Source organism: Aeromonas sp. V90_14, assembly GCF_029967615.1.
Lineage (GTDB): Bacteria > Pseudomonadota > Gammaproteobacteria > Enterobacterales > Aeromonadaceae > Aeromonas > Aeromonas hydrophila.
In genome coordinates this window covers 1-25,002 of sequence record NZ_JASCAS010000011.1, presented here as the reverse complement: position 1 = coordinate 25,002, position 25,002 = coordinate 1, and the positions used below count along the sequence as shown (strand labels likewise).

Sequence of the window (25,002 nt, the reverse complement as noted above, 5' to 3'; positions counted from 1 at the left end):
GTTATTTGCACTACGAACCATTCTCATTTAGATTTCATGGCAATCCAGCATGAGGTAAACACTATGTACGTCTGTTTGTGCCGCGGCATCACAGATTCCCAGATCCGCAAGGCGGTACAGGCAGGCAAGACCGAGTTTCGCCAGCTCAAGCAGTCGCTCGAAGTAGGTGCCCAGTGTGGCAAATGCGTGCGCATGACCATGGAGATCATCGCCGCCGAACTCGACAAGGCCGAGCTGGAGCAGGCGCCGCTCTACTACGAGGTGGCCTGAGCAGGGCCTGTCGCCGGCAAAACCGGCCCGTCTTTTCAATTCCTTCCCGCAGGCGAGCTGGCTCGCCGGACCTCTTGTTGTCACTTTTCTGGACTAAGCTCTAAGGATCTCAGCCTCAGGCACGAACCAAGGAGCACTGTCGATGAAAGGAGATCCCAAGATCATTGCCCACCTCAACAAGGTGCTGGCCAATGAGCTGATAGCCATCAACCAATACTTCCTGCACGCCCGCATCTACGATGACTGGGGCCTCAAGGCGCTCGGTCACAAGGAGTATAACGAGTCCATCGATGAGATGAAACACGCCGACGAGCTGGTCAAGCGGGTGCTGTTTCTGGAAGGGCTGCCCAACTTGCAGGATCTGGGCAAGCTGCGCATCGGCGAGACGGTGGAGGAGATGCTGCGCTGCGACCTGTCGCTGGAGATGGACGCCATCCCGGACCTGAAGGTCGCCATCGCCTACGCCGAGTCGGTGCAGGATTACATCAGCCGCGACCTGTTCCAGGAGATCCTGGAAGACGAGGAGGAGCACGTGGACTGGCTGGAGACCCAGCTAGATCTCATCGATCGCATCGGGCTGGAGAACTATCAGCAGTCCCAGCTGCATCACGGCGGTTCCTGAATAGTTATGGCATGAAAAAACGATTAAAAAACCCGCTGCGGCGGGTTTTTTAATGTCTGGCTGCATAGCTTTTCATGAGGCTTATCACCATGAAAAGTAAGCTTATTTTTGTTAATCAGGTCGCAAAAAAGTACGCGAGAGAGATGCACTATTGGAACCCCTTATTGGGGACAAACAATAACAACGGTTAAAGGACTACACCATGCACTTCTTGCCCAACAAGCTGGCGCTGGCTTGCGCCATCGCACTCTCGCTCGCTGCCTGCAACGACAACAGCTCCAACGCCCCGGCGGATCCCGCCGCCACCAAGGCCTCTCTGATGCAGACCATGGACGAGGCCCTGCGCGAAGGCCAGGCGCTCGACCCCTACGGTTTTGCCATCGATGCCGCCAGCATCGCCAAGCGCAAGGCCCTCGACAGTTCCCTGCTCAAACGGCTGGATGCCCTGGACTCGAGCGTGCTGAGCGAGCGGGACCGGTTGTTCTACGACATGATCCGCTGGGATCTGCAGATCAACCTGGCAGGTTACGATCTGCCCCAGTCGCAGATCCCGATCCATCACTTCCGCAACCGGGTGGTGGAGCTGGCCGATGAGGTGGGGGCCGCTCCGGCCAGTGGCAGGGCCGCCCGCACCGTCGAGGGTGGCTTCGACTACTTCGAGCAGAGCTCGGCCGAGCGGGTCGCACCGGGGGATGCCGCCTGGCGGCGCGACCTCGATCGCCCGGCTGCGGCACCGGTTCCGGTGAGCAAGGCGAGGGCCGCCACCGTGCCACTGGCCTGGTATCAGGATCATCTCACCTGGCTCAAGGCCTATGACGGCTACCTTGCCGAGGTGAAGCACCAGTTCGAACTGGGCAGTGCTCAGGGCAACACTCTGCCGGACGAGCTGGTGGACCGGCTGCTGGCCCAGCTCAACAGCAAGCTGGATGGGGAGGCGATCGCCGGCGCCTATCTCGGCTGGCAGCAACTGCCGGGAGAGGCGGACGAGGCGCTGCGCAGCGAGTACAAGGGGGTGCTGGACAGCATCAACGGCCGCTATCTGGCGCTGCGTGACTACCTGGATTACCAGCACGGCGGCGCCTATGCGGTGCGCCTTGGCAGCGGCGAGTGCGACGACGGTTTCTGCGGCATGACCAACGGGCGTGACTGGTATCGCTGGCTGCTCAAGAAGCACACCACCACCGACATGACGCCGGAGCAGGTGCATGCGCTGGGGCTGAGCGAGGTGGAGCGGATCTTCGGCGCCATGGTCAAGGTGTGCCATACCGTCGGCAAGTGTGACAGCGACGACGTGACCCAAAGCAAGCAGAGCGGCCAGATCTACGCCTTCTTCCGCTATCTGAACGAGCCGGCTTTCTTCTACCAGAATCCGCTGGCGGTCTGGTCCGCCGCCCTCAACCCGGACAATGCAGCCGGTGCGACTCTGAGCGGGCCGCAGCAGCAGGCGCTGGCCGAACACGAGCGGGCACTGCAGGAGTACAATGCCTTCAAGAGCAAGGCGGCGCTGGTGCTGCCGGACTTCTTCGATGCCGAGCGCACCATTCCCAAGCTGGATTACGAGGTGGTGCCCGTCTCCTATGCGGATGCGCCATACGGCGGGGTGGCCTGGTATCAGGACGGCAACCCGCAGACCGGCCGCAAGGGGCAGTTCTTCCTCAACACCTACTACCCCTATGGTCTGCAGAGCTGGAACATCAGCACCCTGCTGGCCCACGAGGCGGCGCCAGGCCACCACTTCCAGATCACCATCGCCCAGGAGCTGGCCGCCAAGGATCCCGACTTCCCGCAGTACGTGGCGAACGCCTCCTACACCGCCTATGCGGAGGGCTGGGCGCTCTACACCGAATACCTGGCGGATCACGACATGGGGCTCTATCAGGGGCGCGGGCTCTATGATCCGGCGGTGGGGGACGTGAAGGTCGAGGGATCGTCCGCCTTCAACAACCAGCTGCAGTACTTCGGCCGCCTCAACGAGGAGATGCTGAGGGCCATGCGGCTGGTGGTGGATACCGGCATCCACTGGTATGGCTGGAGCCACGACCAGGCCGTCAACTACATGAAGGAGAACTCGGCGCTGGGGGCGGGGGACATCAGCTCCGAAGTGCCGCGTTACATGGCCTACACCGGCCAGGCGACCTCCTACAAGGCAGGCCAGCTGGCGCTGATCCGGATGCGGGAGTCGGCGGAGCAGGCGCTGGGCGGAGGCTTTGACCTCAAGGCGTTCCACCACCATGTGCTGGAATACGGCATGCTGCCCATCTCGGTGCTGGAGCAGAAGAACAAGCAGTGGATTGAACAGTCGAAGTGATCACAGTTACGGCGCCCGGCAAGGCAACGGGCGCCGCTTTCGATTAGGATACGGCTCTATTCAAACAACACTGCTACGGATGATGTCCATGGAACAGATCGCCCGTGAGATGGCGGCCCACAAGCGAGTGGCGCTGGTGGCTCACGACAACATGAAGACTCCCCTGCTGAACTGGGTGATGCGGCGCAAGGAGGAGCTCAAGCTCCACCACCTCTACGCCACCGGCACCACCGGCACCATGCTCGGCAAGCAGGCACAACTGCCCATCACCTGTCTCTTCTCCGGCCCGATGGGGGGCGACCAGCAGCTCGGCGCCCTGATCGCCGAGGGCAAGATCGACGTGCTGATCTTCTTCTGGGATCCCCTCAATGCGGTGCCCCACGATCCGGACGTGAAGGCGCTGCTGCGCCTCGCGGCAGTCTGGAACATCCCGGTCGCCACCAACGAGGCGACCGCCGATTTCATCATGGACAGCCCCCACATGCGCCAGGCGTTCAGCGTGCAGATCCCGGACTATGCCGGCTATCTCAAGGCCAGAACCCAGTAACGGGGCGGAAACGACAGAGCCGGCCACAGGGCCGGCTCTTTTTATTGGCGGGAACGAAGATCAGCGCTGAAAGCTTTTCTGCGCGAACTTGGGTCTGGCATTCATGATCTGCTCCACCTGCTCGTCGCTCATCTTGCCGCGCGACAACCCCAGCACCTTGTAGGTGAGCAGCGGCCGGGCTGGCAAGGCGATCATCAGGGCGCGGATCTGGTTCTCGTCCTCTTTCTCGCGCACCGGTTTGCCATAGGCATAGGTCAGTACGCCGGCATCCATCAGGTTTTTGACGGCAGGCTCGGTGATCGGCAAGTTTATGACGCTTTTGCGCTGCAGCACGAACTCGCGCAGCACCGCCTTCTCGTTGAAGTCGAGAAAGGAGATCATCTGGGCCAGCTGATCCTGCTGGCGGCGGGACTGCCACTCGTCGCAGGCCCACTCCCAGGCGATCAGGAAGCCCTGACTGCAGAAGTAGGAGATGGCGATCAGCATGCCGACACCGAGCCAGGCGGCGTGTGTGGCGGCCCACTGGCTGACGGCCCCCTTCATCAAACCGGCCGGAAACAGCAGGATGATGCTGCAGCAGAGCAGCAGCCAGACCATCAGCCAGTTGAGGCGGTTCAGTTGATAGAAATGTTGGATCCACCGTTTCATCGTTCACCCTTCCCAAATCAGTGTGGACAGTAGTCATCTCATAGCAAACGGTGTGCCAAGGCGAAGCGTTTACCGGCAGGGGGAGTGGATCCGGACGACAAAGCCGGTGGAGGGCACGGTTACATTCCCTTACAACTTGTTGAGCGAATGATCATTAGTTTGCCTTGTGAGGCGGCGCTCAACTTGGTAAAAAGCCCGCACTGTCATAGGGGAGTAGCAACCCGCCCGTGATCCGGGCAGGGCTCATGTCAACATTCTTGGATCCTCAGATCCATGGCATGGGCGGCGATGGCATCCATCGCTCTGCAAGACCTTTGGCCTCGATATGCAAGCCAGCCGGGCGAGCCGTATCGGGTCCATTGGTTGTTCTGCTCGCCTGGCGGTTACTCATCATGCTGATCACCCTGCTGTTATTTCTGCTCTCTGCCGTCACCATCTATCTGGCCTGCGAATATTTCGTCAACGGCATCGAATGGACCGGCCACCACTTCAAGTTCTCCCAGAGTGCCACCGGCTCCCTGCTGGCGGCCCTCGGCACGGCCCTGCCCGAATGCATCGTCACCCTGACCGCATTGCTGATGGGGAATGCCCCCGCTCAGCAGCAGATCGGGATAGGCGCCGCCCTCGGCGGTCCGCTGGTACTCTCCACCATTGGCTATGCCGCCGTCGGCGTGACCCTGCTGCTGTGCATGAGCCGCGAGCACAGGGCCATCGACGGCGAGGTGCAGCGCGAGATAGGCCGCGATCAGGCCTGGTTCGTCGGCATCTTCCTGGTGGCGGTGGCCCTCGGCATGGTGGCCTTCACCGGTAAAACCTGGCTGGCCCCGCTGTTCGTGCTGGTGTATCTGGTCTATGTGCGGCGCGAGCTGAAACAGACCGACAGCCACGAGGTCGAGTTGCCAGAGCCCCTCAAGCTGGATCCGGGTGCCGAGATCCCGGCGCTCGGCAAGGTGCTGCTGCAAACGCTGGTGGCGCTGGTGGTGGTGGCGCTGGCGGCCCAGCTGTTCGTTCACCAGTTGGAGAGCATGGGCGAGCTGTTCGGCCTCTCGCCGGTGCTGGCGGCCCTGTTGCTGAGCCCGGTGGCGACCGAGATGCCCGAGCTGATGAACGTGCTGATCTGGGTGCGGCAGGGCAAGCACCGGCTGGCGCTGGCCAATATCTCGGGGGCCATGATGATCCAGGGCACCATTCCCAAGGCGTTCTGCCTGTTGTTCACCCCCTGGCTGCTGGACAGCACCATGATGGTCTCCTCGCTGGTGACGCTGCTGGCGGTCGTGCTGTTGTGGTGGGGGTTCAGTCGGGAGCGGATGACGGCGGACAGGCTCGCCTGGGTGGGGCTGATCTATCTTGGCTTCTGCGGCTGGCTGATGGCGAACTGAGGCACCAGCCATACCAGATGCAAAAGGGCGGGATCTTGTCCCGCCCTTGTTGTTGTCATCACCCCATGCCGGCCGATGCCGGCAGGGCGGTCAGAACTGCTGGAACCAGCGCTGGATCTGGGCTGGATCCTTGCTCTGGGTGAGCGAGAGCATCAACAGGATCCGCGCCTTCTGCGGGTTGAGGGCCTCGGCGGCGACGAAGCCGTACTTGGCGTCATCGATCTCGGCATCCAGGGTGGTGGAACCGGTCGGCACGCGGGCGGAGCGCACAACCCGGATGCCGTCCTTGCTCGCCTTGGCCAGGGTGTCGAACAGGGTGTGGTAGAGGTTGCCGTTGCCCACCCCGGCGCTGACGATGCCGTCGAACTTGGCATCCACCATCGCCTTGGCCGGCAGATCGGTGGCGTTGGCGTAGCTGTAGACGATGCCGACCTGCGGCAGCTTGTCGAGCTTGCTCACGTCAAACGGAGTCTTGCTGGTGTGCAGACGGGCCGGGCTGCGCTGGTAGTCGATCTTGCCGTTGTGGATGTAGCCGAGCGGGCCGAAGTTGGGGGAGGCGAAGGTCTGCACCCCGGTGGTGTTGGTCTTGGTGACGTCGCGGGCATCGAGCACGGTGTCGTTCATCGCCACCATGACGCCACGTCCCTTGGAGGCGGGGTCAGAGGCGGTCACCACGGCGTTGTAGAGGTTCATCGGGCCGTCGGCGCTCATGGCGGTGGAGGGGCGCATGGCGCCGACCAGCACCACCGGCTTGTCGCTCTTGACGGTCAGGTTGAGGAAGTAGGCGGTCTCTTCCATGGTGTCGGTGCCGTGGGTGATGACGATGCCGTCCACGTCATCCTTGGCCAGCAGCTCGTTGACCCGCTTGGCCAGCTTGAGCCACACCTCGTCGTTCATGTCCTGGGAGCCGATCTTGACCACCTGCTCACCCTGCACGTCGGCCACGTTCTTCATCTCGGGCACGGCGGCGATCAGCGTCTCGATGGCCACCTTGCCGGCCTCGTAGTTGGACTGGGTGGCGGACTGTCCCGCCCCGGCAATGGTACCGCCGGTGGCCAGGATATGGACGTTGGGCAGGGCCATGGCCATCGGGGAGAGGGTCAGGCCGAGGACGGTGGCGAGCAGGGTCTTGCGGATCGGGAGAGTCATGCAGCAAATCCTTCTGAGGTGAGAAAAATTGCAGCAAGTTTGCGCTTTCTGTTGCCGGGGTTTGTGATGACTCTCACCAAAAAACAGCTGGGTACAGAATTTTAACCTGTTTTATACCTATATAGAGATAATTTAACTCGCTGAGAAGCCCTTGGCTTCGATGAGGGCGATCAGCTCGGCCTTGCTCAGTTCGCTCTCGATGACGGCCTTGCTGCTGGCAAAGTCGACGCTGGCGCTGCTGACGGCAGGCTGGGCCAGCAGGGCTTTTTGCAGGCTGGCGGCGCAGCCACCGCAGGACATGCCGGAGACGGTGAGTTCGATGGTCATGGGATATCTCCTCTGTTGATAGGCAGTCAGCGTAAAGCTGCCGCCCGCGGCAAGGTCAAGGGGCGATGATTGCATGGAGGGCCAGCACGTTTGCTGCTGGTTAGCCCATCAGCCCCAGATAGTTCATCAGGGCGGCGCCCAGGCTGGTGCTGACCAGAGAACCCAGCGTGGTGGTGGCGATGATTGCATGGGGGCCAGCACGTTTGCTGCTGGCTAGCCCATCAGTCCCAGGTAGTTCATCAGGGCGGCGCCCAGGCTGGTGCTGACCAGAGAACCGAGCGTGGTGGTGGCGGTGATGTTGGCGGCCAGCACGTTTGCTGCTGGTTAGCCCATCAGCCCCAGGTAGTTCATCAGGGCGGCACCCAGGCTGGTGCTGACCAGAGAACCCAGCGTAGTGGTGGCGATGATGTTGGCTGCCAGCACGCTGTCGCCCCCCATGGCGCGGGTCATCACATAGCTGGCGGCGGCGGTGGGGGTGGAGCTGATGAGAAACAGGATACCGAGCGCCTGCGGGCTGAAGCCCAGCGCCCAGGCGCCCATCACCAGCAGCACCGGGATGCAGAACAGCCGGTTGGCGGTGGCCCAGCCGGTCAGCAGGGCGCCCCCGCGCAGGGCCTTGAGGTTGAGGCTGGCGCCGGTGCAGAGCAGGGCCAGCGGCAGGGTCATGTTGGCGAAGTAGCTGCCGGTGGTGATCACCAGCTGGGGCAGCTCGATGCCGAGCAGGCCGAAGGGCAGGGCGGACAGAATGGCGATGATCAGCGGGTTTTTGGCGATCCCCTTGAGGATTGGCTTGATCCCCTTGCTGCCCCCCAGGCTGCGGGTCAGGGTGATCACCGCGAGTACGTTGTAGAGCACGGTGACCGAGCCCACCAGCAGGGCGGCGGCGCCGATCCCCTCGGCACCGTAGGCGTTCTGTACATAAGCCAGCCCCATGATCCCCATGTTGCCGCGAAAGCTGCCCTGCACGAAGATGCCGCGCTGGCGCCGCTCGGGGATGAAGCGGGCCGCCAGCAGCTCCAGCACCAGAAAGCCGGTGAGGGTGCCGAGCAGGCCGTAGAGGATGAGCCAGGGGCTCGGCATGGTGGAAAAGTCGGTGCGCACCATGCTGAGGAACAGCAGGGCGGGCAGGGTGACCTGGAACACCAGGCGGGAGGCGGACTCGACAAAGCTGTCGGGCAACAGACCCAGCTGCTTGAGCCAGATGCCGAGCAGCAGCACCACGCAGATGGGGCCCGTGATGGAGAGGGAGAAGTGCAGACTTGCCAACAGATCCATAATACGCGTCCTGTGCGATGGCGAGTGGCACGGCGTTCGCCGGGGCCAAAGGGGCATTCTAACGCCATGGGCTTGTATTCACAGGGGTTAATCACAACAATGTGGGCAATTCCACCGCCGAGCCCCTGTGAGCCACTTCATGGACAAAAAACTGACCATCCTCGATATCGCCCGACTCAGTGGTGTCGGCAAGTCGACCGTCTCTCGGGTGCTCAATCAGGATCCCAAGGTGAAGCAGGCGACGCGCGACCGGGTGGATCAGATCATCGCCGAACACGGCTTCGTGCCGAGCAAGTCGGCACGGGCCATGCGCAGCCAGAGCCAGCAGGTGGTGGGGATCATCGTCTCGCGGCTCGACTCCAGCTCGGAAAACCAGGCGGTGCGCGGCATGCTGGAGACCCTCTACCAGCGCGGTTACGACGCCGTGCTGATGGAGAGCAAGTTCTCCCCTGCCAAAGTGCAGGAGCATCTGGCGGTGCTGGAACGGCGCGGGGTGGATGGCATCATCCTGTTCGCCTTCAACGACCTGGACTATGCCGCCATGGCGCCGCTCAGGGAGAAGCTGGTGCTGGTCGCCCGCGATCACCCCGGCTTCTCCTCGGTCTGTTTTGACGATGCCGGTGCGGTGCACACTATGCTGGATCAGCTCGCCGCCCGCGGCATTCGCGACATCGCCTATCTGGGGGTGGATACCAGCGACCTCACCACCGGCCAGCGCCGGCTCGACGCCTACCTCGGCTACTGTGCCGAGCAGGGGCTGGCGGCGCGCAGCGCCCTCGGCGATCTCAGCCTGCAGAGTGGCTATAGGCTGGCGGGGGAGCTGCTCACCCCGACCACTGGCGCCCTGGTCTGCGCCAGCGACACCCTCGCCATCGGCGCGGCGAAGTACCTGCAGGAGCAGGGGCGCAGCGAGGTGCTGGTGACCGGCCTTGGCAACAACCCCATGCTCAGCTTTCTCTTCCCCAACGCCCTCAGCCTGGATCTCGGCTACAAGGGGGCGGGCGAGCAGGCGGCCCGTCAGCTGCTCGGCCAGATCGAGCAGGATCTGCCCCCGCTGGCGACCATAGCCCCCAGCCACCCTCTGTGATTGCCATCACCTAGTCCTGCACAAAAACTGTGCTTTTTGTGAGCTCGGCCACGAAATGGGAACGTTCCCATTTTGATCTGGCCAGATTGTCGGCATGCTAAATGGGAACGATACCAAAAACGCTCGGGCCCATTGACTGGCCCAAAAGGGCGACGCAGACCAATATCAATGGAGTCACAGAGGGAAGACTCATGTCCAAGATCAACGCACAACACCTGGCCACGCTCATCGACAAGATCGGTGGCAAGGAGAACATCGCCACCGTCAGCCACTGCCTGACCCGGCTGCGCTTCGTCCTGAACGATCCGGCCAAAGCCGACAGCAAGGCCATCGAAACCATCCCGGCGGTGAAGGGGAGCTTCACCCAGGGTGGCCAGTTTCAGGTAGTCATCGGCAACGAGGTGGAGCAGTGGTACAAGGCGCTGACCGAAGAGATCGGCGTCAGTGGTGGCAGCAAGGAGGCCGCCAAGCAGGCGGCGCGCCAGAACATGAACCCGCTGGAGCGGGGCATTTCCCATCTGGCGGAGATCTTCGTGCCGCTGCTGCCCGCCATCATCACAGGCGGTCTGATCCTGGGCTTTCGCAACGTCATCGGCGACATCAAGATGTTCGACGATGGCACCCATTCCCTCACCGAGATCAGCCAGTTCTGGGCCCAGGTTCACGCCTTCCTCTGGCTGCTGGGCGAGGCGATCTTCCACTTCCTGCCGGTGGGCGTCTGCTGGTCTGCGGTCAAGAAGATGGGTGGCTCCGAGATCCTGGGTATCGTGCTCGGTATCACCCTGGTCTCCCCGCAACTGATGAACGCCTACGGCATCGGTCAGCAGACCCCAGAGGTGTGGGACTTCGGCCTGTTCGTGATCCAGAAGGTGGGTTATCAGGCCCAGGTCATTCCGGCCCTGCTGGCGGGGGTATTCCTGGCCTGGGTGGAGACCAACCTCAAGCGCATCATTCCGGCCTATCTCTATCTGGTGATCGTCCCCTTCATCTCCCTGCTGCTGGCAGTGATCGTGGCCCACGCCTTTATCGGTCCGTTCGGTCGCTGGCTGGGTGACGGCGTCGGCTTTGCCGCCAAGGCCGCCATGACAGGTTCGTTCGCCCCCATCGGTGCCGCCCTGTTCGGCTTCCTCTATGCGCCGCTGGTCATCACCGGCATCCACCACACCACCAACGCGGTGGATCTGCAGCTGATGCAGAGCATGGGTGGCACCCCGATCTGGCCGCTGATCGCCCTCTCCAACATCGCCCAGGCGTCTGCGGTCGTCGGCATCATTCTGATCAGCCGCAAGGAGAACGAGCGGGAGATCTCGGTGCCTGCCGCCATCTCCGCTTACCTGGGGGTGACCGAGCCAGCCATGTACGGCATCAACCTCAAGTACAAGTTCCCCATGCTGTGCGCCATGGTGGGTTCCAGCCTTGCGGCCCTCATCTGCGGTTTCGCCGGGGTGATGGCCAACGGCATCGGGGTAGGGGGCCTGCCGGGCATCCTCTCCATCCAGCCGCAATACTGGGCCGTTTATTCCCTCGCCATGCTGGTGGCCATCGTGGTGCCTGTGGTGCTGACCCTGCTGGTTTACAAGCGCCAGCAGGCGGCCGGCAAGCTGGCCCAGGCCAGCGCCTGATCCCACGCATCAGGGCGACCCGCAGGGGTCGCCCTCTCCCTTTTTCATCCGAGACAAGAGCAAGACCCATGAGCCAAACACCCTGGTGGCAGAGTGCCGTGATTTACCAGATTTACCCCAAGAGCTTTCAGGATTCCGCTGCCCGTGGCACCGGCGATCTCAGGGGGATCATGGCCCGCCTCGACTATCTCAAGACCCTCGGTGTCGATGCCCTCTGGCTGACTCCGGTGTACGTCTCCCCGCAGGTGGACAACGGCTACGACATCGCCGACTACCTTGCCATCGACCCCGCCTACGGCACCATGGCCGACTTCGAGGCGCTGCTGGCCGCCGCCCACGCGCGCGACATCCGCATCGTGATGGATATAGTGGTCAACCACACCTCCACCGAGCACGCCTGGTTCAAGTCGGCGCAGGGGGACAAGAACAGCCCCTACCGCGACTACTACATCTGGCGCGATCCGGTGGATGGCGGCGTGCCCAACAATTGGCAATCCAAGTTTGGTGGCAGCGCCTGGGAGCTGGACTCAGCCACCGGTCAGTACTACCTGCACCTGTTTGCCCGCGAGCAGGCGGATCTCAATTGGGAGAACCCGGCGGTACGTGCCGAGGTGAAAAACATCATCCACTTCTGGGCCAAGAAGGGGGTGGACGGTTTCCGGCTCGACGTCATCAACCTCATCTCCAAGGATCAGGCGTTCCCGAATGACGAGATTGGCGATGGCCGCCGTTTCTACACCGACGGGCCGCGTATCCACGAGTTCTTGCAGGATGTGAGCCGCGACGTCTTTGCCCCGGTCGGCGCCATGACGGTGGGGGAGATGTCCTCTACTTCGCTGGAGCACTGCCAGCGCTATGGCGCCCTCGATGGCTCCGAGCTCTCCATGGTGTTCAACTTCCACCACCTCAAGGTGGATTACCCCAACGGCGACAAGTGGACCAAGGCGCCGTTCGATTTCCTCGAGCTCAAGCGCATCTTCAACCACTGGCAGAGCGGCATGCATGGCAAGGGGTGGTCGGCGCTGTTCTGGTGCAACCACGATCAACCGCGCATCGTCTCCCGCTTCGGTGACGAGGGCGAGCATAGGGTGGTGGCCGCCAAGATGCTGGCCAGCACATTGCACGGCCTGCAAGGCACCCCCTACATCTATCAGGGGGAGGAGATCGGCATGACCAACCCCGGCTATCAGCGCATCGATGACTATCAGGATGTGGAGAGCCGCAACATCTTCGCCATCAAGCAGGCCGAGGGGATGAGCGAGGCCGAGATCCTGGCCATTCTCGGCGCCAAGTCCCGCGACAACTCGCGCACCCCGATGCAGTGGAGCGCCGCCCCCAACGCCGGCTTTACCAGCGGAACGCCCTGGCTCAAGCCCGCCGCCAACTACCCGGTGATCAACGCCGAGGCGGCGCTGGCCGACCAGCACTCGGTGTTCTGGCACTACCGGGATCTGATCCGCCTGCGCAAGGCGCACCCCATCTTCACTCAGGGGGATTATCAGGAGCTGCTGGCAGGGCATCCGCAGATCTGGGCCTATGCCCGCCGCGCCAACGGCCAGACATTGCTGGTGGTGAGCAACTTCTACGGCGAGCCGGCCACCTTTGCCCTGCCGGACGAGCTGGCCACCGGCAAGGGGCGCCTGCTGCTGGGCAACTACCCGGATAGCCCGGCCCGGCCGCAGTCCTGTATGCTGCGCCCTTATGAATCCCTGATCTGGCTGGTGGAGTAGGTGATGAGCGAGGTGATGACAAAGGCGGTAGTGCGCGGCGCCGAGTGGCAGAAGATGGTGGCGGGGGCGCCTTATGATGCAGGCGACCCCGAGCTCAAAGCGGCGCGCGAGCGTTGCCGCCGGCTCTATCACACCTTCAACACCAGCTGGCAGGAGAAACCGGCGCGGGATGCCCTGCTCCATGAACTGCTGGGCGGCCGTGGCAAAGCGTGCGCCATCAACCCGCCGTTCTTTTGCGACTATGGCGCCAACATCTTCGTGGGGGAGAACTTCTACGCCAATGTGGGCTGCACCATCCTCGACGTGTGCGAGGTGCACATCGGCGACAACGTGCTGCTGGCGCCCGGGGTGCAGATCTACACCGCCGCTCATCCGGTGGCGGTGGCGCCGCGCATCAAGGGGGTGGAGTTCGGCAAGCCGGTGCGGATCGGCCACAACGTCTGGATCGGTGGCAGCGTCGTCATCTGCCCCGGCGTCACCATAGGGGACAACAGCGTCATCGGCGCGGGTTCGGTGGTGACCAAGGATGTGCCGGCGGGCGTGGTGGCGGCCGGCAACCCCTGCAAGGTGTTGCGGCCGATGACGGCGGAGGAGCTGGCAGCGGTCTGACCCAGCCGGGGCGGGCAATCCCGCCCCGGTTGACCTCTGGCGCCGCGTTCAAGGCGCCATCTTTCATCTGATTTCTTCCCAAGGGCGTGCCGGCCCGATCGGGCAGTGCGTTCTCACCTCAGGCAGGCAGCAAGGCTCCGCAGCGTTTGTGCTGTTTCATGACCACCAGGGTCTTGAAGCTGCGTACCTGCTCCCTGGCATGCAGCACCCGCCGGGTAAACAGGTCGTAGCTCTGCATGTCCCGTGCGGCGACCTGCAGTACGAAGTCCTGCTCCCCCGTGACGTACCAGAGGTCCATGACCTCCGGCTCCCCTTGCAGGCTGGCGATCATCTCATCGATGATGCGGCCGTGATCCCGCTCCAGCGTCACGAGCACCAGCATGGTGATGGGCCAGCCCATGGTGGCGGGTGCCACCAGCGCCACCTCCCGCTCGATGAGTTCAGCCTCCCGCAGCGCCCGCACGCGGCGGTAACAGGCCGGTGCCGAGAGGCCGACCCGGTGGGCCAGCTCGGGGATCGGCAGGCGGGCATCCTGCTGCAATTCGGCGAGGATGAGCAGATCGAATTTGTCGGTCATGGGGAGAGAGATAAAAATTATCGAATAGGGCCAGTTTTAGACCGAAATTACGGCCGTCGCCAGATATATTTTACTTCTCATTGTCTGCTCAGGTTTGAACAAGATGCCACCGCACACCACTGCTTTCTCCTCCCTGCTGGCGGTCATCCTCGCCATGCTGTCGATTACCCTCGGCGCCTCGCTTGCCAAGTCCCTGTTTCCCCTGATCGGAGCTGCCGGTACCACCTTGTTCCGACTGGGATGCGCCGCCCTGCTCCTCTCGCTGGTGTTTCGTCTCTGGCGAATGCCCTTCGATCGACGCACCCTGCTGGGGGCCATCCCCTATGGGCTGTCGCTGGGAGCAATGAATCTGCTCTTCTATCTGGCGATCGAGCGGATCCCTCTCGGCGTGGCGCTGGCCATCGAGTTCATCGGCCCCTTGACGGTGGCGCTGCTCGGCTCGCGCCATCGGGCAGACTTCCTCTGGCTGGCGCTGGCCATCGTCGGCCTGCTGTTGTTGCTGCCGCTGCGGGCGGCCGAACAGACCCTCGATCCCCTGGGGGCGGCATTGGCGCTCGGGGCCGGGGTGTTCTGGGGGCTCTATATGCTGACCGGCAAGCGGGCCGGTGCCCTGCTGGGGGCGCAGGCGCCGGCACTGGGCATGTGGGTGGGGGCCTTGCTGGTACTGCCCTTCGGCCTCGGTGGTGCGAGCGAGGCCACCTTCACCCTGCCCGTGGTGCTGACCATCGTGGGGGTAGGGCTGCTCTCCAGCGCGATTCCCTACTCCCTCGAGATGTTTGCCCTGCGCCGGCTGCCGCTCAAGAGCTACGGCATTCTGACCAGCGGTGAACCCGCCATGGGGGCCCTGATGGGGTTGCTGTTGCTGGGGGAACAATTGCCCCCGGCCCAGTGGCTGGGGATAGCGGCGATCATCGTCGCCTCCATGGGGACCACCTGGCAAGGCGGGCGCCGGCGTACCGAGCCGGCGTGATGTGCCGGGCCCGTATGGCAGCCGGATTACGCTCATTACCCTGCCGGTGGGGGTCTGCTCTTCGCTGAACCCGGGATGTACAGCCACTTCAGATTTTTTGAACATGTAGGCCAGTTTATCTCGCTAACAATGGCGGGCCTGGATGTTTAATATTCACTCAACGCTTAGGCAGGAACGCCAAGCGGCCAAATAACTGGTCGTTCAAGGCTGTGGCATTCTCAAACAGGGTGCCGGATGTCGGTGAAAGAACAACACACTATTTGAATAACCTCTTGCAAGGATGCATTGATTCGGGCCCGTCGGCCCAGGCAATGACATAAAAACCAAGAGAGTGAATGAACATGAAAAACGTAATCAAGATGCTGGCCGTTGCAGGCCTGATGACCGCAGGTTTCGCCCAGGCTTCCGTTCCGGCTGACTTCAACGCCGCCCCGGGCGTGCTGTTTGTGAACTGGCACGCGACCGCCGCGGTGGAAGGCAAGGGCAACCCCATGCTGGAAGTGCGTGACGAGTCTGGCGACGTGGTTGCCTCCGTTCATGCCAACCTGATGGGCACCCAGCAAGTGCAGATCCCGAGCCGCACCCAGGGCAACCTGACCGTGAGCCTGGGTGATCAGAGCAGCGACTACCGCATTCCGTTCGGTATCGGCAGCGGCAAGCAGCGCTAAGCCGACGACGCCCTGGCTCGATGGCCGCAGACCGCACCGGTACGACCGGTACCGTCCCCGGCCATGACCGCCACAGTGGCGTGAAGATGCAGAGTGCTCAGAGAGAAGGCCCCGCCATGCGGGGCCTTCTGCTTTTCGTGTTCGGTTGGCCGAGCCTCATAGCTTGAGCATGATGTGGCGCGGCACCGTGTAGTCCTCCAGCGCGTAGAGGGAGAGATCCTTGCCGTAGCCCGACATCTTCATGCCGCCGTGGGGCATCTCGGAGGTGAGCATGAAGTGGGTGTTGATCCAGGTGCAGCCGTACTGCAGGTGGCTGGCCACCTTGCTGGCAAGGCCGAGATCCCGGGTCCAGACCGAGCTGGCGAGGCCGTAGTCCGAGTCGTTGGCCCACTGCACCACCTGCTCGGCGTCGCTGAAGCGGGTCACCGACACCACCGGGCCGAACACCTCGCGGCGCACGATTTCATCCTCCTGGCGGGCATGGACGATCAGGGTCGGCTCGAAGAAGAAGCCGTTGCCGGGACGGATCTTGCCCCCCGCCGTCACCTCCACGTGACCACTGCTCTGGGCCCGCTCCACGAAGCTGGCCACCCGGTTGCGCTGTCTGTCCGAGATGAGCGGCCCCATCTCCACCCCCTCCTCGCGTGGGCCGCCCACCTTGATGGAGGCCACCGCCTCGGTCATGGCGGCGACGAACTTGTCGTAGATCTTGCCCTGGGCGTAGATGCGGCAGGCGGCGGTGCAATCCTGGCCAGCGTTGTAGAAGCCGAAGGTGCGAATGCCCGCCACCACGGCCTCCAGATCCGCATCGTCAAAGATGATGACCGGCGCCTTGCCCCCCAGCTCCAGGTGGGTGCGCTTCATGGTGCGGGCGGCACTCTGCAGGATTTTCTGGCCGGTGGCGATGTCACCGGTGAGCGACACCATGCGCACCAGCGGGTGCTCCACCAGCGGCGCCCCCACGCTCTCGCCCCGGCCGCAGACGATGTTGATGACGCCGCGCGGGAAGAGCTCGCTGGCGAGCTCCGCCAGGCGCAGGGCGGTGAGCGGGGTCTGCTCGGAGGGCTTGAGCACCACCGTATTGCCGGCGGCGAGCACGGGGGCCATCTTCCAGGCCGCCATCATCAGCGGATAGTTCCAGGGGGCGATACTGCCCACCACCCCGATGGGGTCGCGGCGGATCATGCTGGTGTGCCCCTCGATGTACTCCCCCGCCAGCGGCCCCTGCAGGCAGCGAGCCGCGCCGGCGAAGAAGCGGAAACAGTCCACCACCGCCGGCAGCTCGTCATTGAGCACCGCCAGATAGGGCTTGCCGCAGTTGAGGGATTCGAGCGCCGCAAACTCCTCGGCGTGGCGCTCGATGGCATCGGCCAGGCGCAGCAGCAGGGTACTGCGTTGGGCTGGGGTGGTGCGGCTCCACTGGGCGAAGGCGCGCTGGGCACCGTTCACCGCCCGGTTAACCTGCTCGAACGAGGCTTCTGGCACCGAGGCGAGAAGCTCGCCGGTGGCCGGGTTGAGAATGGGTTCGGCCTGGCCGTCACCGGTGACGAACTGACCGTCGATCAAGAGTTGGGTAGAGAGTTTCATGGTTGCATCCTTGCGCACGCGTTGAGTCGTTATTTGCCACTGCCGGCGACGTCCTGGCCGTCGCGGGTGAGGTAGTAGGCAAGCAGAATGGGAATGGTGGTGAAGGCCACTATGATGAGCGCCACCACGTTGGTGACCGGCCTGTCCCGTGGCCGGATCAGCTCCTGATACATCCAGATCGGCAGCGTGGTCTGCTGGCCGGCGGTGAAGGTGGTGACGATCACCTCGTCAAAGCTGAGGGCGAACGCCAGCATGCCCCCCGCCAGCAGCGCGGTGGCGAGGTTGGGCAGGATCACGTAGCGCAGGGTCTGGAAGCCGTCGGCGCCGAGATCCATCGACGCCTCGATGAGTGACTGGTTGGTGCGGCGAAAGCGCGCCAGCGCATTGTTGTAGACCACCACCACGCAGAAGGTGGCGTGACCGATGACGATGGTCCAGAAGCTGAAGGGGATCTCCATCACCCCATAGGCGGAGCGCAGCGCGATGCCGGTGACGATGCCGGGCAGGGCGATGGGCAGCACCAGCAACAGCGACACCACCTCCTGGCCGAAGAAGCGGCTGCGGGCGATGGCCCCCGCCGCCAGAGTGCCAAGTACCATGGCGGCCAGCGTCGCCAGCCCCGCTACCTCCAGCGACAGCTGGATGGCACGCCACACGTCGGGGCGGTTGAGGGTCACCTCGAACCACTTGAGGGTGAGCCCGGGCGGCGGGAACTGGTAGCTCTTGCTCTCGCTGGTGAAGGCGTAGAGGAAGATGAACAGGATCGGGAAGTGCAGGAACAACAGGCTGCCGATGGCCGCGTACTTGAGCAGGCCGGAAGGCTGGCTGCCATGGTCCCGTTTCATGGGCTGATTAGAGCGCATCGAAGGCTCCCAAGCGTTTCGCGATGGTGAGGTAGATGGCGATGATGAGGATCGGCACCAGCGAGAAGGCGGCGGCGAAGGGCAGGTTGCCCGCCGTGCCCTGCTGCATGTAGACCACCTGACCTATGTACATGGTGGAGTTGCCTATGATGCCGGGGATGATGTAGTCCCCCAGCGTCAGGGAGAAGGTGAAGATGGAGCCCGCCACCACGCCGGGCAGGGCCAGCGGCAGGATCAGGGTGCGAAAGGTCTGGGCCGGGGTGGCGCCGAGATCGCCGCTCGCCTCAAGCAAGGAGCGCGGGATCCGCTCCACCGCCGCCTGGATGGGCAGGATCATGAAGGGCAGCCAGACGTAGACGAACACGATGAAGGTGCCGATGCGAGAGAACGACAGCGACGGCCCCCCGATCACCGGCAGCGAGAGGATGGCGTCCAGCAGCCAGTCCAGTCCCAGAGTATCAGCCAGCCAGCTGATGACCCCCTCCTTGGCCAGGATCAGCTTCCAGGCGTAGACCCGCACCAGATAACTGGACCAGAGCGGCAGCATGATGCCGACGTAGAACAGGGCCCGGGTCTTGCCGCTGGTGTAGCGCGCCATGTAGTAGGCCACCGGAAAGCCGAGCAGGGCGCAGGCCAGGGTTACCAGCAGCGACATGCCGACGGTGCGCAGGATCACGTCCAGGTTCTCCGCCCGCAGCAGGGCGACGAAGTTCTGCAGCCCCAGCTCGTGGCGGATCTGGCCGCTGAACTCGTCCAGCCCGAAGAAGGCGTTGGAGAGCAGCATCAGCAGGGAGCCGACATAGATGATGCCAAGCCACAGCAGGGGCGGCCCGAGCAGGATGGCCAGCAACAGACCCGGCCGCCCGTAGAGCAGGGTGGAGAGGCGCCGCAGCGGCCGATAGGAGAGGGGGGCAGTGGGTTGGCTCATGGCAAGGCTCGCACTGTGGGGGGCGCTCATGGTTGAGCTCCCAGAGGGGCGGTGTGCAGGCGATGGATCGCCTGCTCCGGCCAGCTGAGGCTGACCCGGGCGCCACGGGGCAGGCGGGCCTGGCCCTCGTTGGGGTGGTTGACGATAAGCTCGAGCTGCTCGCCGAGATCGACCCGGTAGCGCACGAAGGGGCCGAGGTACTCCACTTCGCGCACCTCCCCTGACCAGCCCGGCGTGCCGGCCTCGGTGAGCCGGATCCGCTCCGGACGCACCATCATCTGGCGCTCATCGCCGCACAGACGGCGGGCCTGCTCCCCCTCGAACAGGTTGACGGTGCCGACGAAGCGGGCGACGAAGGGGGTGGCGGGGGCGTCGTAGATGGTATCCGGCGCGGCTATCTGCTCGATCTTGCCCTGATTGAAGATGCAGATGCGGTCGCTCATGGAGAGCGCCTCCTGCTGATCGTGGGTGACGAAGATGAAGGTGATGCCGAGCTGGCGCTGCAAGGCTTTCAGTTCGAGCTGCATCTGCTCGCGCAGCTTGAGATCGAGCGCCCCGAGCGGTTCGTCCAGCAGCAGGATGCGTGGCTGGTTGATCAGCGCCCGGGCGATGGCGATGCGCTGGCGCTGGCCGCCGGAGAGCTGGCCCGGCTTGCGGTTGCCGACGCCGGGCAGGCGCACCAGCTCCAGCATCTCGTCCACTTTGCGGTAACGCTCCGCCTTGGCGGCGCCCTTGAGCATCAGGCCATAGCCGATGTTGTCGCGCACATCCATGTTGGGAAACAGGGCGTAGTCCTGAAACACGGTATTGAGGTTGCGATCGTAGGGGGGCACGGTGGAGCAGGGCTCGCCGAACAGCCGGATCTCCCCCTCGCTCGGGTATTCGAAGCCCGCAATCATCCGCAGGCAGGTGGTCTTGCCGGAACCGCTCGGCCCCAGCAGGGTGAAAAACTCACCGGCCGGGATCTGGAAGGAGATGTCGTCGACCGCCTTCACCTCGCCATAGTGGCGGCTGACCCGGTCAAATTGTACGGCATTCATGGGGCGTCCTTGTCTGTGTGGGAAGCGGGCCGGACTCCTGTCCGGCCCCATATCGGCATTTACTGAGGTACCTCAGCGACCACCCAGGATGGCGATATAGTCCGAGACCCAGCGGTAGTAAGGAACGCAGGTCCCCTGGCTCTTGCACTGGGTGACGGGGGTACGCCAGAAGCGCACCCGATCGAAGTTGTCGATGCCGTTGGTTTTGCACCCCTCTTTCCCGAGCAGGGCATTGCCCTCGCAGGCGGCCGGCACCACCGGCACGGAGCCGAACCAGGAGGCGAGATCCCCCTGCAGCTTGTTGTTGAGGGAGTGCTCCAGCCACTTGTAGGCACAGGTCAGGTTCTTCGCCTCGCTGTGCACCATGCTGGTGTCGGCCCAGCCGGTGACGCCCTCCTTGGGCACCGTCGTGGCGATGGGCTGCTTGTCGGCGATCAGGGTATTGGCCTGGAACGGCCAGGAGCCGGAGGCGACCACCCCCTCGTTCTTGAAGTCGTCGATCTGGACGAAGGCGTCGTGCCAGTAGCGCCCCACCAGTTGACGCTGCTGGCGCAAGAGGTCGAGGGCGGCCTTGTACTGATCCTCGTTCAACTCGTAGGGATCCTTGATGCCGAGCGCCGGCTGGTGGCTCATCAGATAGAGGGCGGCATCGGCGATGTGGATGGGGCCGTCGAACGCCTGCACTCGCCCCTTGTTGGACTTGCCGTCCGGCAGGGTCTGCTCCTCGAACACCACGCTCCAGGAGTCGGGCGCCTTGGGGAACACCTTGGTGTTGTACATCAAGATGTTGCCGCCCCACTGGTAGGGCACGCCGTAGTGCTTGCCGTCCACCGTGTGCCAGGGAGCATTCTGCAGGCGGGGGTCTATCTTGCCGTAGCTCGGGATGAGCGCCAGGTTGAGCGCCTGCACCTTGCCGCCGGCGATGAGGCGCAGGCTGGCGTCGCCGGAGGCAGTCACCAGATCGAAGCCCCCCTCGTTCATCAATGCCACCATTTCGTCCGAGGTGGCCGCCGTCTTGACGTTGACCTTGCAGCCGGTCTCTTGCTCGAAGCCGGTGACCCAGTCGTAATTCTTGTCGGTCTCGCCGCGCTCCACGTAGCCGGCCCAGGCCACGATGTTGAGCTGGCCTTCACCCTTGCCAAGGGTGGTGGGGGCTGCCTGGGTCTGGCCTGCCAGCAGGGCGGGGATCAGGGCCAGGGTGAGGGGGGTCAGTTTCATCTTGCTCTCCTTGCTGAGGCGGGCACGGTTGTGATGCCACGCTGACAATTAACATCCTGTTAACCAGTCATGAGCGTAGGAGAAGCCGTGAGCAATGAGAATTTCAATTTTTAACGCCAGAGGTATCTGTTAAATCGATATCGAGTGCAGATGAATCTGAATTTCTGCGACAGATACCACGACAGTGCCGGGGGCAGACTCAGCGGGCGAGGGGTTGACGGGCCCGCAGCCGGCTCTGATCCCGCACTATGTCGATGAACTCGCGGGCGGTCCACTCCAGCCGCGAGCCGCGCCGCCACACCAGGCCGATGTCGATGGCGGGGATGGGCTCCTTGATGGCGCGGGCCTCGACCCGCTCCTGCTCCAGCGACCAGGGGCGGTAGGCAAAATCCGGCAGCAGGGCGAGCCCGAGCTGGCTCGCTACCAGGCTGCGCACCGCTTCCACCGAGGCGGTACGCAGCACGATGCGCGGCGCTATGCCGTAGCGGCGCAGGCCGCCGCCGATGATTTGGTCCAGCTGATCGGCGGTCAGCGAGATCATGGCCTCCTCGCCGAGCGCCTTGAGGGAGAGGGTCGACTCGGCGCAGAGCGGGTGGTTGGCGGCGAGCCAGACCCGCAGCGGCGAGCGGGTCAGCAGCTCGGTATCGAACGCCTCCTGGCGGATGGTGCGGTTGGTCATCAGGATCCCCACATCCACCTCGCCGTTGACGATCTGGTGCTCGAGATAGGGCTGCTCATCCTCCTTCACCTCGATCTGCACCGCCGGGAAGGCGCGGCGAAAGCGGCCGAGCGCCTCCGACAGGTAGTAGCCGGCCACCAGCGTGGTCACGCCTATGGTGAGCCGCCCCTGATCCTGCTGGGCCACCGCCTTGAGGGACTGGCCGGCTTCGGTCATGGCGCCGAGGATGCGCCGGGCGTGCAGCAGAAACTGGTGACCCTGGGTGGTGAGGCTGACGCCGCGCGGATTGCGCTCGAACAGGGCGGCGCCGAGCTCGGTCTCCAGCTCGCGGATGGCGCTGGTGACCGCCGACTGGGAGATGTGCAGCTCGGCGGCGGCGCGGCTGACCGAGAAGCTGTCGGCCACCGCCACGAAATAGCGGATCTGGCGAAAGGTGAAGTTCATCTGGGCGTCCTGCCGCGTGTGATCAAGGTGACTGCCAGCTTAACCTCGAATCGCGGCCAGACAAAAGGCGCCGTGCTGGCGCCTTTTGTCATGGTTTTTCCGGCGGTTAGCGGGAGCTGGCCGCTTCGATCACCGGGATGCGGTTCACCGCCTTGCCGAGATAGGCGAGGGTGATGGTCACTATGATGCAGGTGAAGCTGAGCCACATGTAGGGCAGGTAGTCGAGGGTCGCCACCCCCAGTACCCCGGCCATGAAGATGCCGTTGTCGCTCCAGGGCACCATGCCGCAGGTGAGGGTGCCGCCGAACTCGGCGTTGCGGGAGAGGTTCTTGCGCGCCAGTCCCAGCCGGTCGTAGTTCTTGGCCATGATCTTGGGGGTCAGGATCAGCGACACATACATGGCGGAGCCGAACACGTTGGCCAGGAAGGCGGTGCCTATGGTGTGGGTAGTCAGGCTGCCGGCACCCTTGATGCGCTTCTCGAAGGCACTGGCGATCACTTCCAGAATGCCGACCTTCTCCAGCAGGCCGCCAAACCCCAAGCCGAAGATGATGACGGCCACCGAGCCCAGCATGGACTCCATGCCACCGCGGCCCAGGATGTTGTCGATGAAGTCGACGCCGGAGGTGATGGCAAACGGGCTGTAGGCGGAGTGCATCGCCTTGACCGGATCCATGTCCTGGAACAGGATGGCCCAGGCAAGGCCCAGCAGGGCGCCGAAGCTGATCACCGGGAAGGCGGGTTTGCGGTTGGCCAACAGGCCCAGCACCAGCACCACCGGGACTATGGCCAGCGGGGTGATGTTGAACTGCTTGTCGAGCGCTTCCATCACCAGGTTGACCTGCTCCAGGCTGACGTTGCCGGAGTACTGCATGCCGACCACGGTGAACAGGGCGGCGGTGATGACATAGGAGAACAGGCTGATGGGCAGCATCCCCTTGATGTGTTCCATCACGTCGACGTTGGACATGGTCGAGGCCAGTACCACGGAGTCGGAGAGCGGGGAGAGCTTGTCACCGAAGTAGACGCCGGAGAGCACGGCTCCCGCCACCAGCGGCGCGGGCACGCCGAGGCTGTGGCCGATCCCCATCATGGCGATGCCGGCAGTGGCGGCCGAGCCCCAGGAGGTGCCGGTGGCCAGCGAGGTCAGCGAGCAGATGATCAGGGTCGCCAGCAGGAAGATGGACGGGTGAATCACCTTGAGGCCGAAGTAGATGATGCTGGGGACGATGCCGCCGGCAATCCAGGTGCCCACCAGCGCCCCGACGGAGACCAGGATCAGGATGGCCCCCATCCCCTTGGCTACGCCGTCGACGGCGGCTTGTTCCAGGGATTTGTAATCATGGCCGAGCTTGATGCCGAGTCCCATGATGACGAACCAGGCGATGAACAGTGCCAACTGGATTGGCAGGTCGAGCACGCTGGTGAAGGAGAAGGCCAGGGCCAGGAAAATGGCCAGGCAGGCAAACACCTGTGACATGCCCGGCAATCGGATGTGGTTTTGTTGGTTTTGCATAGATACTTCCTAAACTCTTGCTCGCCAAGGTCAGTCCCTCTCGTCCTGTGGATACACGTATCCCGAGGGGCCCACCCAAAAAGAGGCCGCAATCTACCACAAACCTGGGGGGGCAAATCCCAACTGATTTAGCAAAAATGCAGTTTTGATTGAAAAACTTACAAATTAGTTGATCTCATAACCCGTTTTTGAGTGCTCTGTTTGCCCCGATGGGACATTCGACTCCGATAGAAAAGTCCGATTGCATACTCCTAAAATACAAATGATAATTGTTATCAGTTGTTGGAGGGGAGTGTGTCATGAGATGGATAGTGAGAGCCATGCTGCTGATCGGGCTGCTGGCGATCCTGAGCTGGGGTCAGGACAAGGCATACGGTATGTGGAGCCTGGGCTTCTTGCTGGCCGCCTGGGTCATGCTCGAACCCAGGCTGAGGCCTGCGCTGATCCTGCTGCCGGTGGCCGGTATGACGGGAGTCGCGGCCCTGATCTGGCAACAGCCCTGGTTATGACGAGGTGGCCGGGGCGCTTTGCACCTTCTCTTGCGCCAGCTTGAGCGATTCGATGACGTTTTTCTCCATCTCGGTACGCTTGGCATCGGTCAGGAAGTAGATCATGTCGACGTCGTGACGAATGTAGTGGGAGGGCAGCTGGTTCAGGGTCAGACAGCAGAGATCGGCCATCTGGTTGGCGCTCAGCTTCTGGTTGAGCCCCTGTCTCTCAATCTCCTTGAGCACCAGATGCTCGTAGAAGTTGTGAATGTCGGTATCCAGTATCATATGCGTTCCTTGGCATGACGATGGGCGGTGAGTCGTCAAAAGCATAGTCATAACAAGGGCTAAAAACAAAAGGCCCATCACTTTCGTGATGGGCCTTTTGCATAATGAATGGTGCGAAGAGAGGGACTCGAACCCTCACATCCGTGGGACACTAACACCTGAA

25 protein-coding genes and 1 riboswitch are annotated in these 25,002 nt (G+C 63.3%); of the genes, 12 read left to right on the top strand and 13 right to left on the bottom strand.

Translation table 11 applies throughout. The features are described from left to right. The first annotated feature begins 63 nt into the window (after positions 1-63). From QLG02_RS09570 to QLG02_RS09555, 4 genes are all read left to right on the top strand, one after another. The gene (locus tag QLG02_RS09570) at positions 64-270 is read left to right on the top strand and encodes a bacterioferritin-associated ferredoxin (protein ID WP_016352142.1); all 207 of its coding nucleotides are present in this window, start codon (positions 64-66) and stop codon (positions 268-270) included. Positions 271-412: 142 nt separating this feature from the next. Next, entirely contained in the window at positions 413-892 is a 480-nt protein-coding gene (gene bfr, locus QLG02_RS09565) for a bacterioferritin (RefSeq protein WP_282465059.1), read from the top strand. Between the two features lie 202 nt (positions 893-1,094). Continuing rightward, on the top strand, positions 1,095-3,200 hold the full coding sequence (locus QLG02_RS09560; protein ID WP_282465058.1) for a DUF885 domain-containing protein: 2,106 nt from the start codon (positions 1,095-1,097) through the stop codon (positions 3,198-3,200). An 88-nt stretch (positions 3,201-3,288) separates the two neighbouring features. Then, a complete protein-coding gene (locus QLG02_RS09555) occupies positions 3,289-3,747 on the top strand; it encodes a methylglyoxal synthase (protein WP_010635987.1) in 459 nt (152 codons plus the stop codon). Between the two features lie 60 nt (positions 3,748-3,807). Here the strand turns inward: QLG02_RS09555 and QLG02_RS09550 are convergent, their stop codons facing one another. Continuing rightward, positions 3,808-4,395, bottom strand: a complete 588-nt coding sequence (locus QLG02_RS09550) for a superinfection exclusion B family protein (protein WP_010635988.1) — start codon at positions 4,393-4,395, stop codon at positions 3,808-3,810. A gap of 196 nt (positions 4,396-4,591) precedes the next feature. Next, positions 4,592-4,698, top strand: a riboswitch (yybP-ykoY riboswitch). 89 nt (positions 4,699-4,787) lie between these two features. Between QLG02_RS09550 and QLG02_RS09545 the strand changes: the two genes are divergently transcribed. Further along, positions 4,788-5,774, top strand: coding sequence for a sodium:calcium antiporter (locus QLG02_RS09545; RefSeq protein WP_282465057.1), 987 nt, complete (start codon positions 4,788-4,790; stop codon positions 5,772-5,774). A gap of 90 nt (positions 5,775-5,864) precedes the next feature. Here QLG02_RS09545 and ansB read toward each other — a convergent pair whose 3' ends face one another. From ansB to QLG02_RS09530, 3 genes are all read right to left on the bottom strand, one after another. After that, positions 5,865-6,923, bottom strand: a complete 1,059-nt coding sequence (gene ansB, locus QLG02_RS09540) for an L-asparaginase 2 (RefSeq protein ID WP_282465056.1) — start codon at positions 6,921-6,923, stop codon at positions 5,865-5,867. 132 nt (positions 6,924-7,055) lie between these two features. After that, complete coding sequence (locus tag QLG02_RS09535; protein ID WP_024944793.1) at positions 7,056-7,250, bottom strand: heavy metal-associated domain-containing protein; 195 nt, start codon at positions 7,248-7,250, stop codon at positions 7,056-7,058. 324 nt (positions 7,251-7,574) lie between these two features. Next, positions 7,575-8,525, bottom strand: coding sequence for an AEC family transporter (locus QLG02_RS09530; protein ID WP_202011919.1), 951 nt, complete (start codon positions 8,523-8,525; stop codon positions 7,575-7,577). Between the two features lie 139 nt (positions 8,526-8,664). On the opposite strand from QLG02_RS09530, the gene treR reads away from it, so the two are divergent. From treR to QLG02_RS09510, 4 genes are all read left to right on the top strand, one after another. Beyond that, on the top strand, positions 8,665-9,612 hold the full coding sequence (gene treR, locus QLG02_RS09525; protein WP_282465055.1) for a trehalose operon repressor TreR: 948 nt from the start codon (positions 8,665-8,667) through the stop codon (positions 9,610-9,612). Between the two features lie 191 nt (positions 9,613-9,803). Beyond that, positions 9,804-11,234, top strand: a complete 1,431-nt coding sequence (gene treB / locus QLG02_RS09520; RefSeq protein WP_024944796.1) for a PTS trehalose transporter subunit IIBC — start codon at positions 9,804-9,806, stop codon at positions 11,232-11,234. Between the two features lie 68 nt (positions 11,235-11,302). Next, the gene (gene treC, locus QLG02_RS09515) at positions 11,303-12,964 is read left to right on the top strand and encodes an alpha,alpha-phosphotrehalase (protein WP_282465054.1); all 1,662 of its coding nucleotides are present in this window, start codon (positions 11,303-11,305) and stop codon (positions 12,962-12,964) included. 3 nt (positions 12,965-12,967) lie between these two features. Next, on the top strand, positions 12,968-13,573 hold the full coding sequence (locus tag QLG02_RS09510; RefSeq protein WP_282465053.1) for a sugar O-acetyltransferase: 606 nt from the start codon (positions 12,968-12,970) through the stop codon (positions 13,571-13,573). Between the two features lie 118 nt (positions 13,574-13,691). Here QLG02_RS09510 and QLG02_RS09505 read toward each other — a convergent pair whose 3' ends face one another. Further along, positions 13,692-14,150 carry an Lrp/AsnC family transcriptional regulator gene (locus QLG02_RS09505; RefSeq protein ID WP_106551679.1) on the bottom strand — a complete coding sequence of 153 codons (459 nt, stop codon included), beginning with the start codon at positions 14,148-14,150 and terminating at the stop codon, positions 13,692-13,694. 103 nt (positions 14,151-14,253) lie between these two features. Between QLG02_RS09505 and QLG02_RS09500 the strand changes: the two genes are divergently transcribed. Beyond that, positions 14,254-15,120: an EamA family transporter gene (locus QLG02_RS09500; protein WP_282465052.1), complete on the top strand. Its 867-nt coding sequence runs from the start codon at positions 14,254-14,256 to the stop codon at positions 15,118-15,120. Positions 15,121-15,455: 335 nt separating this feature from the next. Beyond that, complete coding sequence (locus tag QLG02_RS09495; RefSeq protein WP_282465051.1) at positions 15,456-15,788, top strand: hypothetical protein; 333 nt, start codon at positions 15,456-15,458, stop codon at positions 15,786-15,788. Positions 15,789-15,944: 156 nt separating this feature from the next. On the opposite strand, the gene QLG02_RS09490 is transcribed toward QLG02_RS09495, so the two are convergent. The 7 genes from QLG02_RS09490 to nhaC all read right to left on the bottom strand — a co-directional run bounded on the left by QLG02_RS09490 (position 15,945) and on the right by nhaC (position 24,063). Then, positions 15,945-17,375: a gamma-aminobutyraldehyde dehydrogenase gene (locus QLG02_RS09490; RefSeq protein ID WP_282465050.1), complete on the bottom strand. Its 1,431-nt coding sequence runs from the start codon at positions 17,373-17,375 to the stop codon at positions 15,945-15,947. 29 nt (positions 17,376-17,404) lie between these two features. Beyond that, positions 17,405-18,220 carry an ABC transporter permease gene (locus QLG02_RS09485; protein ID WP_282465065.1) on the bottom strand — a complete coding sequence of 272 codons (816 nt, stop codon included), beginning with the start codon at positions 18,218-18,220 and terminating at the stop codon, positions 17,405-17,407. Positions 18,221-18,227: 7 nt separating this feature from the next. Beyond that, the gene (locus tag QLG02_RS09480; RefSeq protein ID WP_024944801.1) at positions 18,228-19,196 is read right to left on the bottom strand and encodes an ABC transporter permease; all 969 of its coding nucleotides are present in this window, start codon (positions 19,194-19,196) and stop codon (positions 18,228-18,230) included. Continuing rightward, the gene (locus QLG02_RS09475; RefSeq protein ID WP_016352127.1) at positions 19,193-20,206 is read right to left on the bottom strand and encodes an ABC transporter ATP-binding protein; all 1,014 of its coding nucleotides are present in this window, start codon (positions 20,204-20,206) and stop codon (positions 19,193-19,195) included. The genes QLG02_RS09480 and QLG02_RS09475 overlap by 4 nt, the downstream gene beginning before the upstream one ends. Positions 20,207-20,278: 72 nt before the next feature. Beyond that, the gene (locus QLG02_RS09470) at positions 20,279-21,424 is read right to left on the bottom strand and encodes an ABC transporter substrate-binding protein (protein WP_016352126.1); all 1,146 of its coding nucleotides are present in this window, start codon (positions 21,422-21,424) and stop codon (positions 20,279-20,281) included. 199 nt (positions 21,425-21,623) lie between these two features. Continuing rightward, positions 21,624-22,547 (bottom strand): LysR family transcriptional regulator, encoded by a 924-nt coding sequence (locus QLG02_RS09465; protein WP_043127025.1) that lies wholly within the window; start codon positions 22,545-22,547, stop codon positions 21,624-21,626. Positions 22,548-22,653: 106 nt separating this feature from the next. Continuing rightward, on the bottom strand, positions 22,654-24,063 hold the full coding sequence (gene nhaC / locus QLG02_RS09460; protein ID WP_282465049.1) for a Na+/H+ antiporter NhaC: 1,410 nt from the start codon (positions 24,061-24,063) through the stop codon (positions 22,654-22,656). Between the two features lie 299 nt (positions 24,064-24,362). Between nhaC and QLG02_RS09455 the strand changes: the two genes are divergently transcribed. Continuing rightward, positions 24,363-24,572 (top strand): hypothetical protein, encoded by a 210-nt coding sequence (locus QLG02_RS09455; protein ID WP_219280966.1) that lies wholly within the window; start codon positions 24,363-24,365, stop codon positions 24,570-24,572. Here the strand turns inward: QLG02_RS09455 and QLG02_RS09450 are convergent. After that, complete coding sequence (locus tag QLG02_RS09450) at positions 24,567-24,839, bottom strand: late competence development ComFB family protein (protein ID WP_016352123.1); 273 nt, start codon at positions 24,837-24,839, stop codon at positions 24,567-24,569. The two genes, QLG02_RS09455 and QLG02_RS09450, sit on opposite strands and share 6 nt — an antisense overlap. Positions 24,840-25,002: the final 163 nt, after the last annotated feature.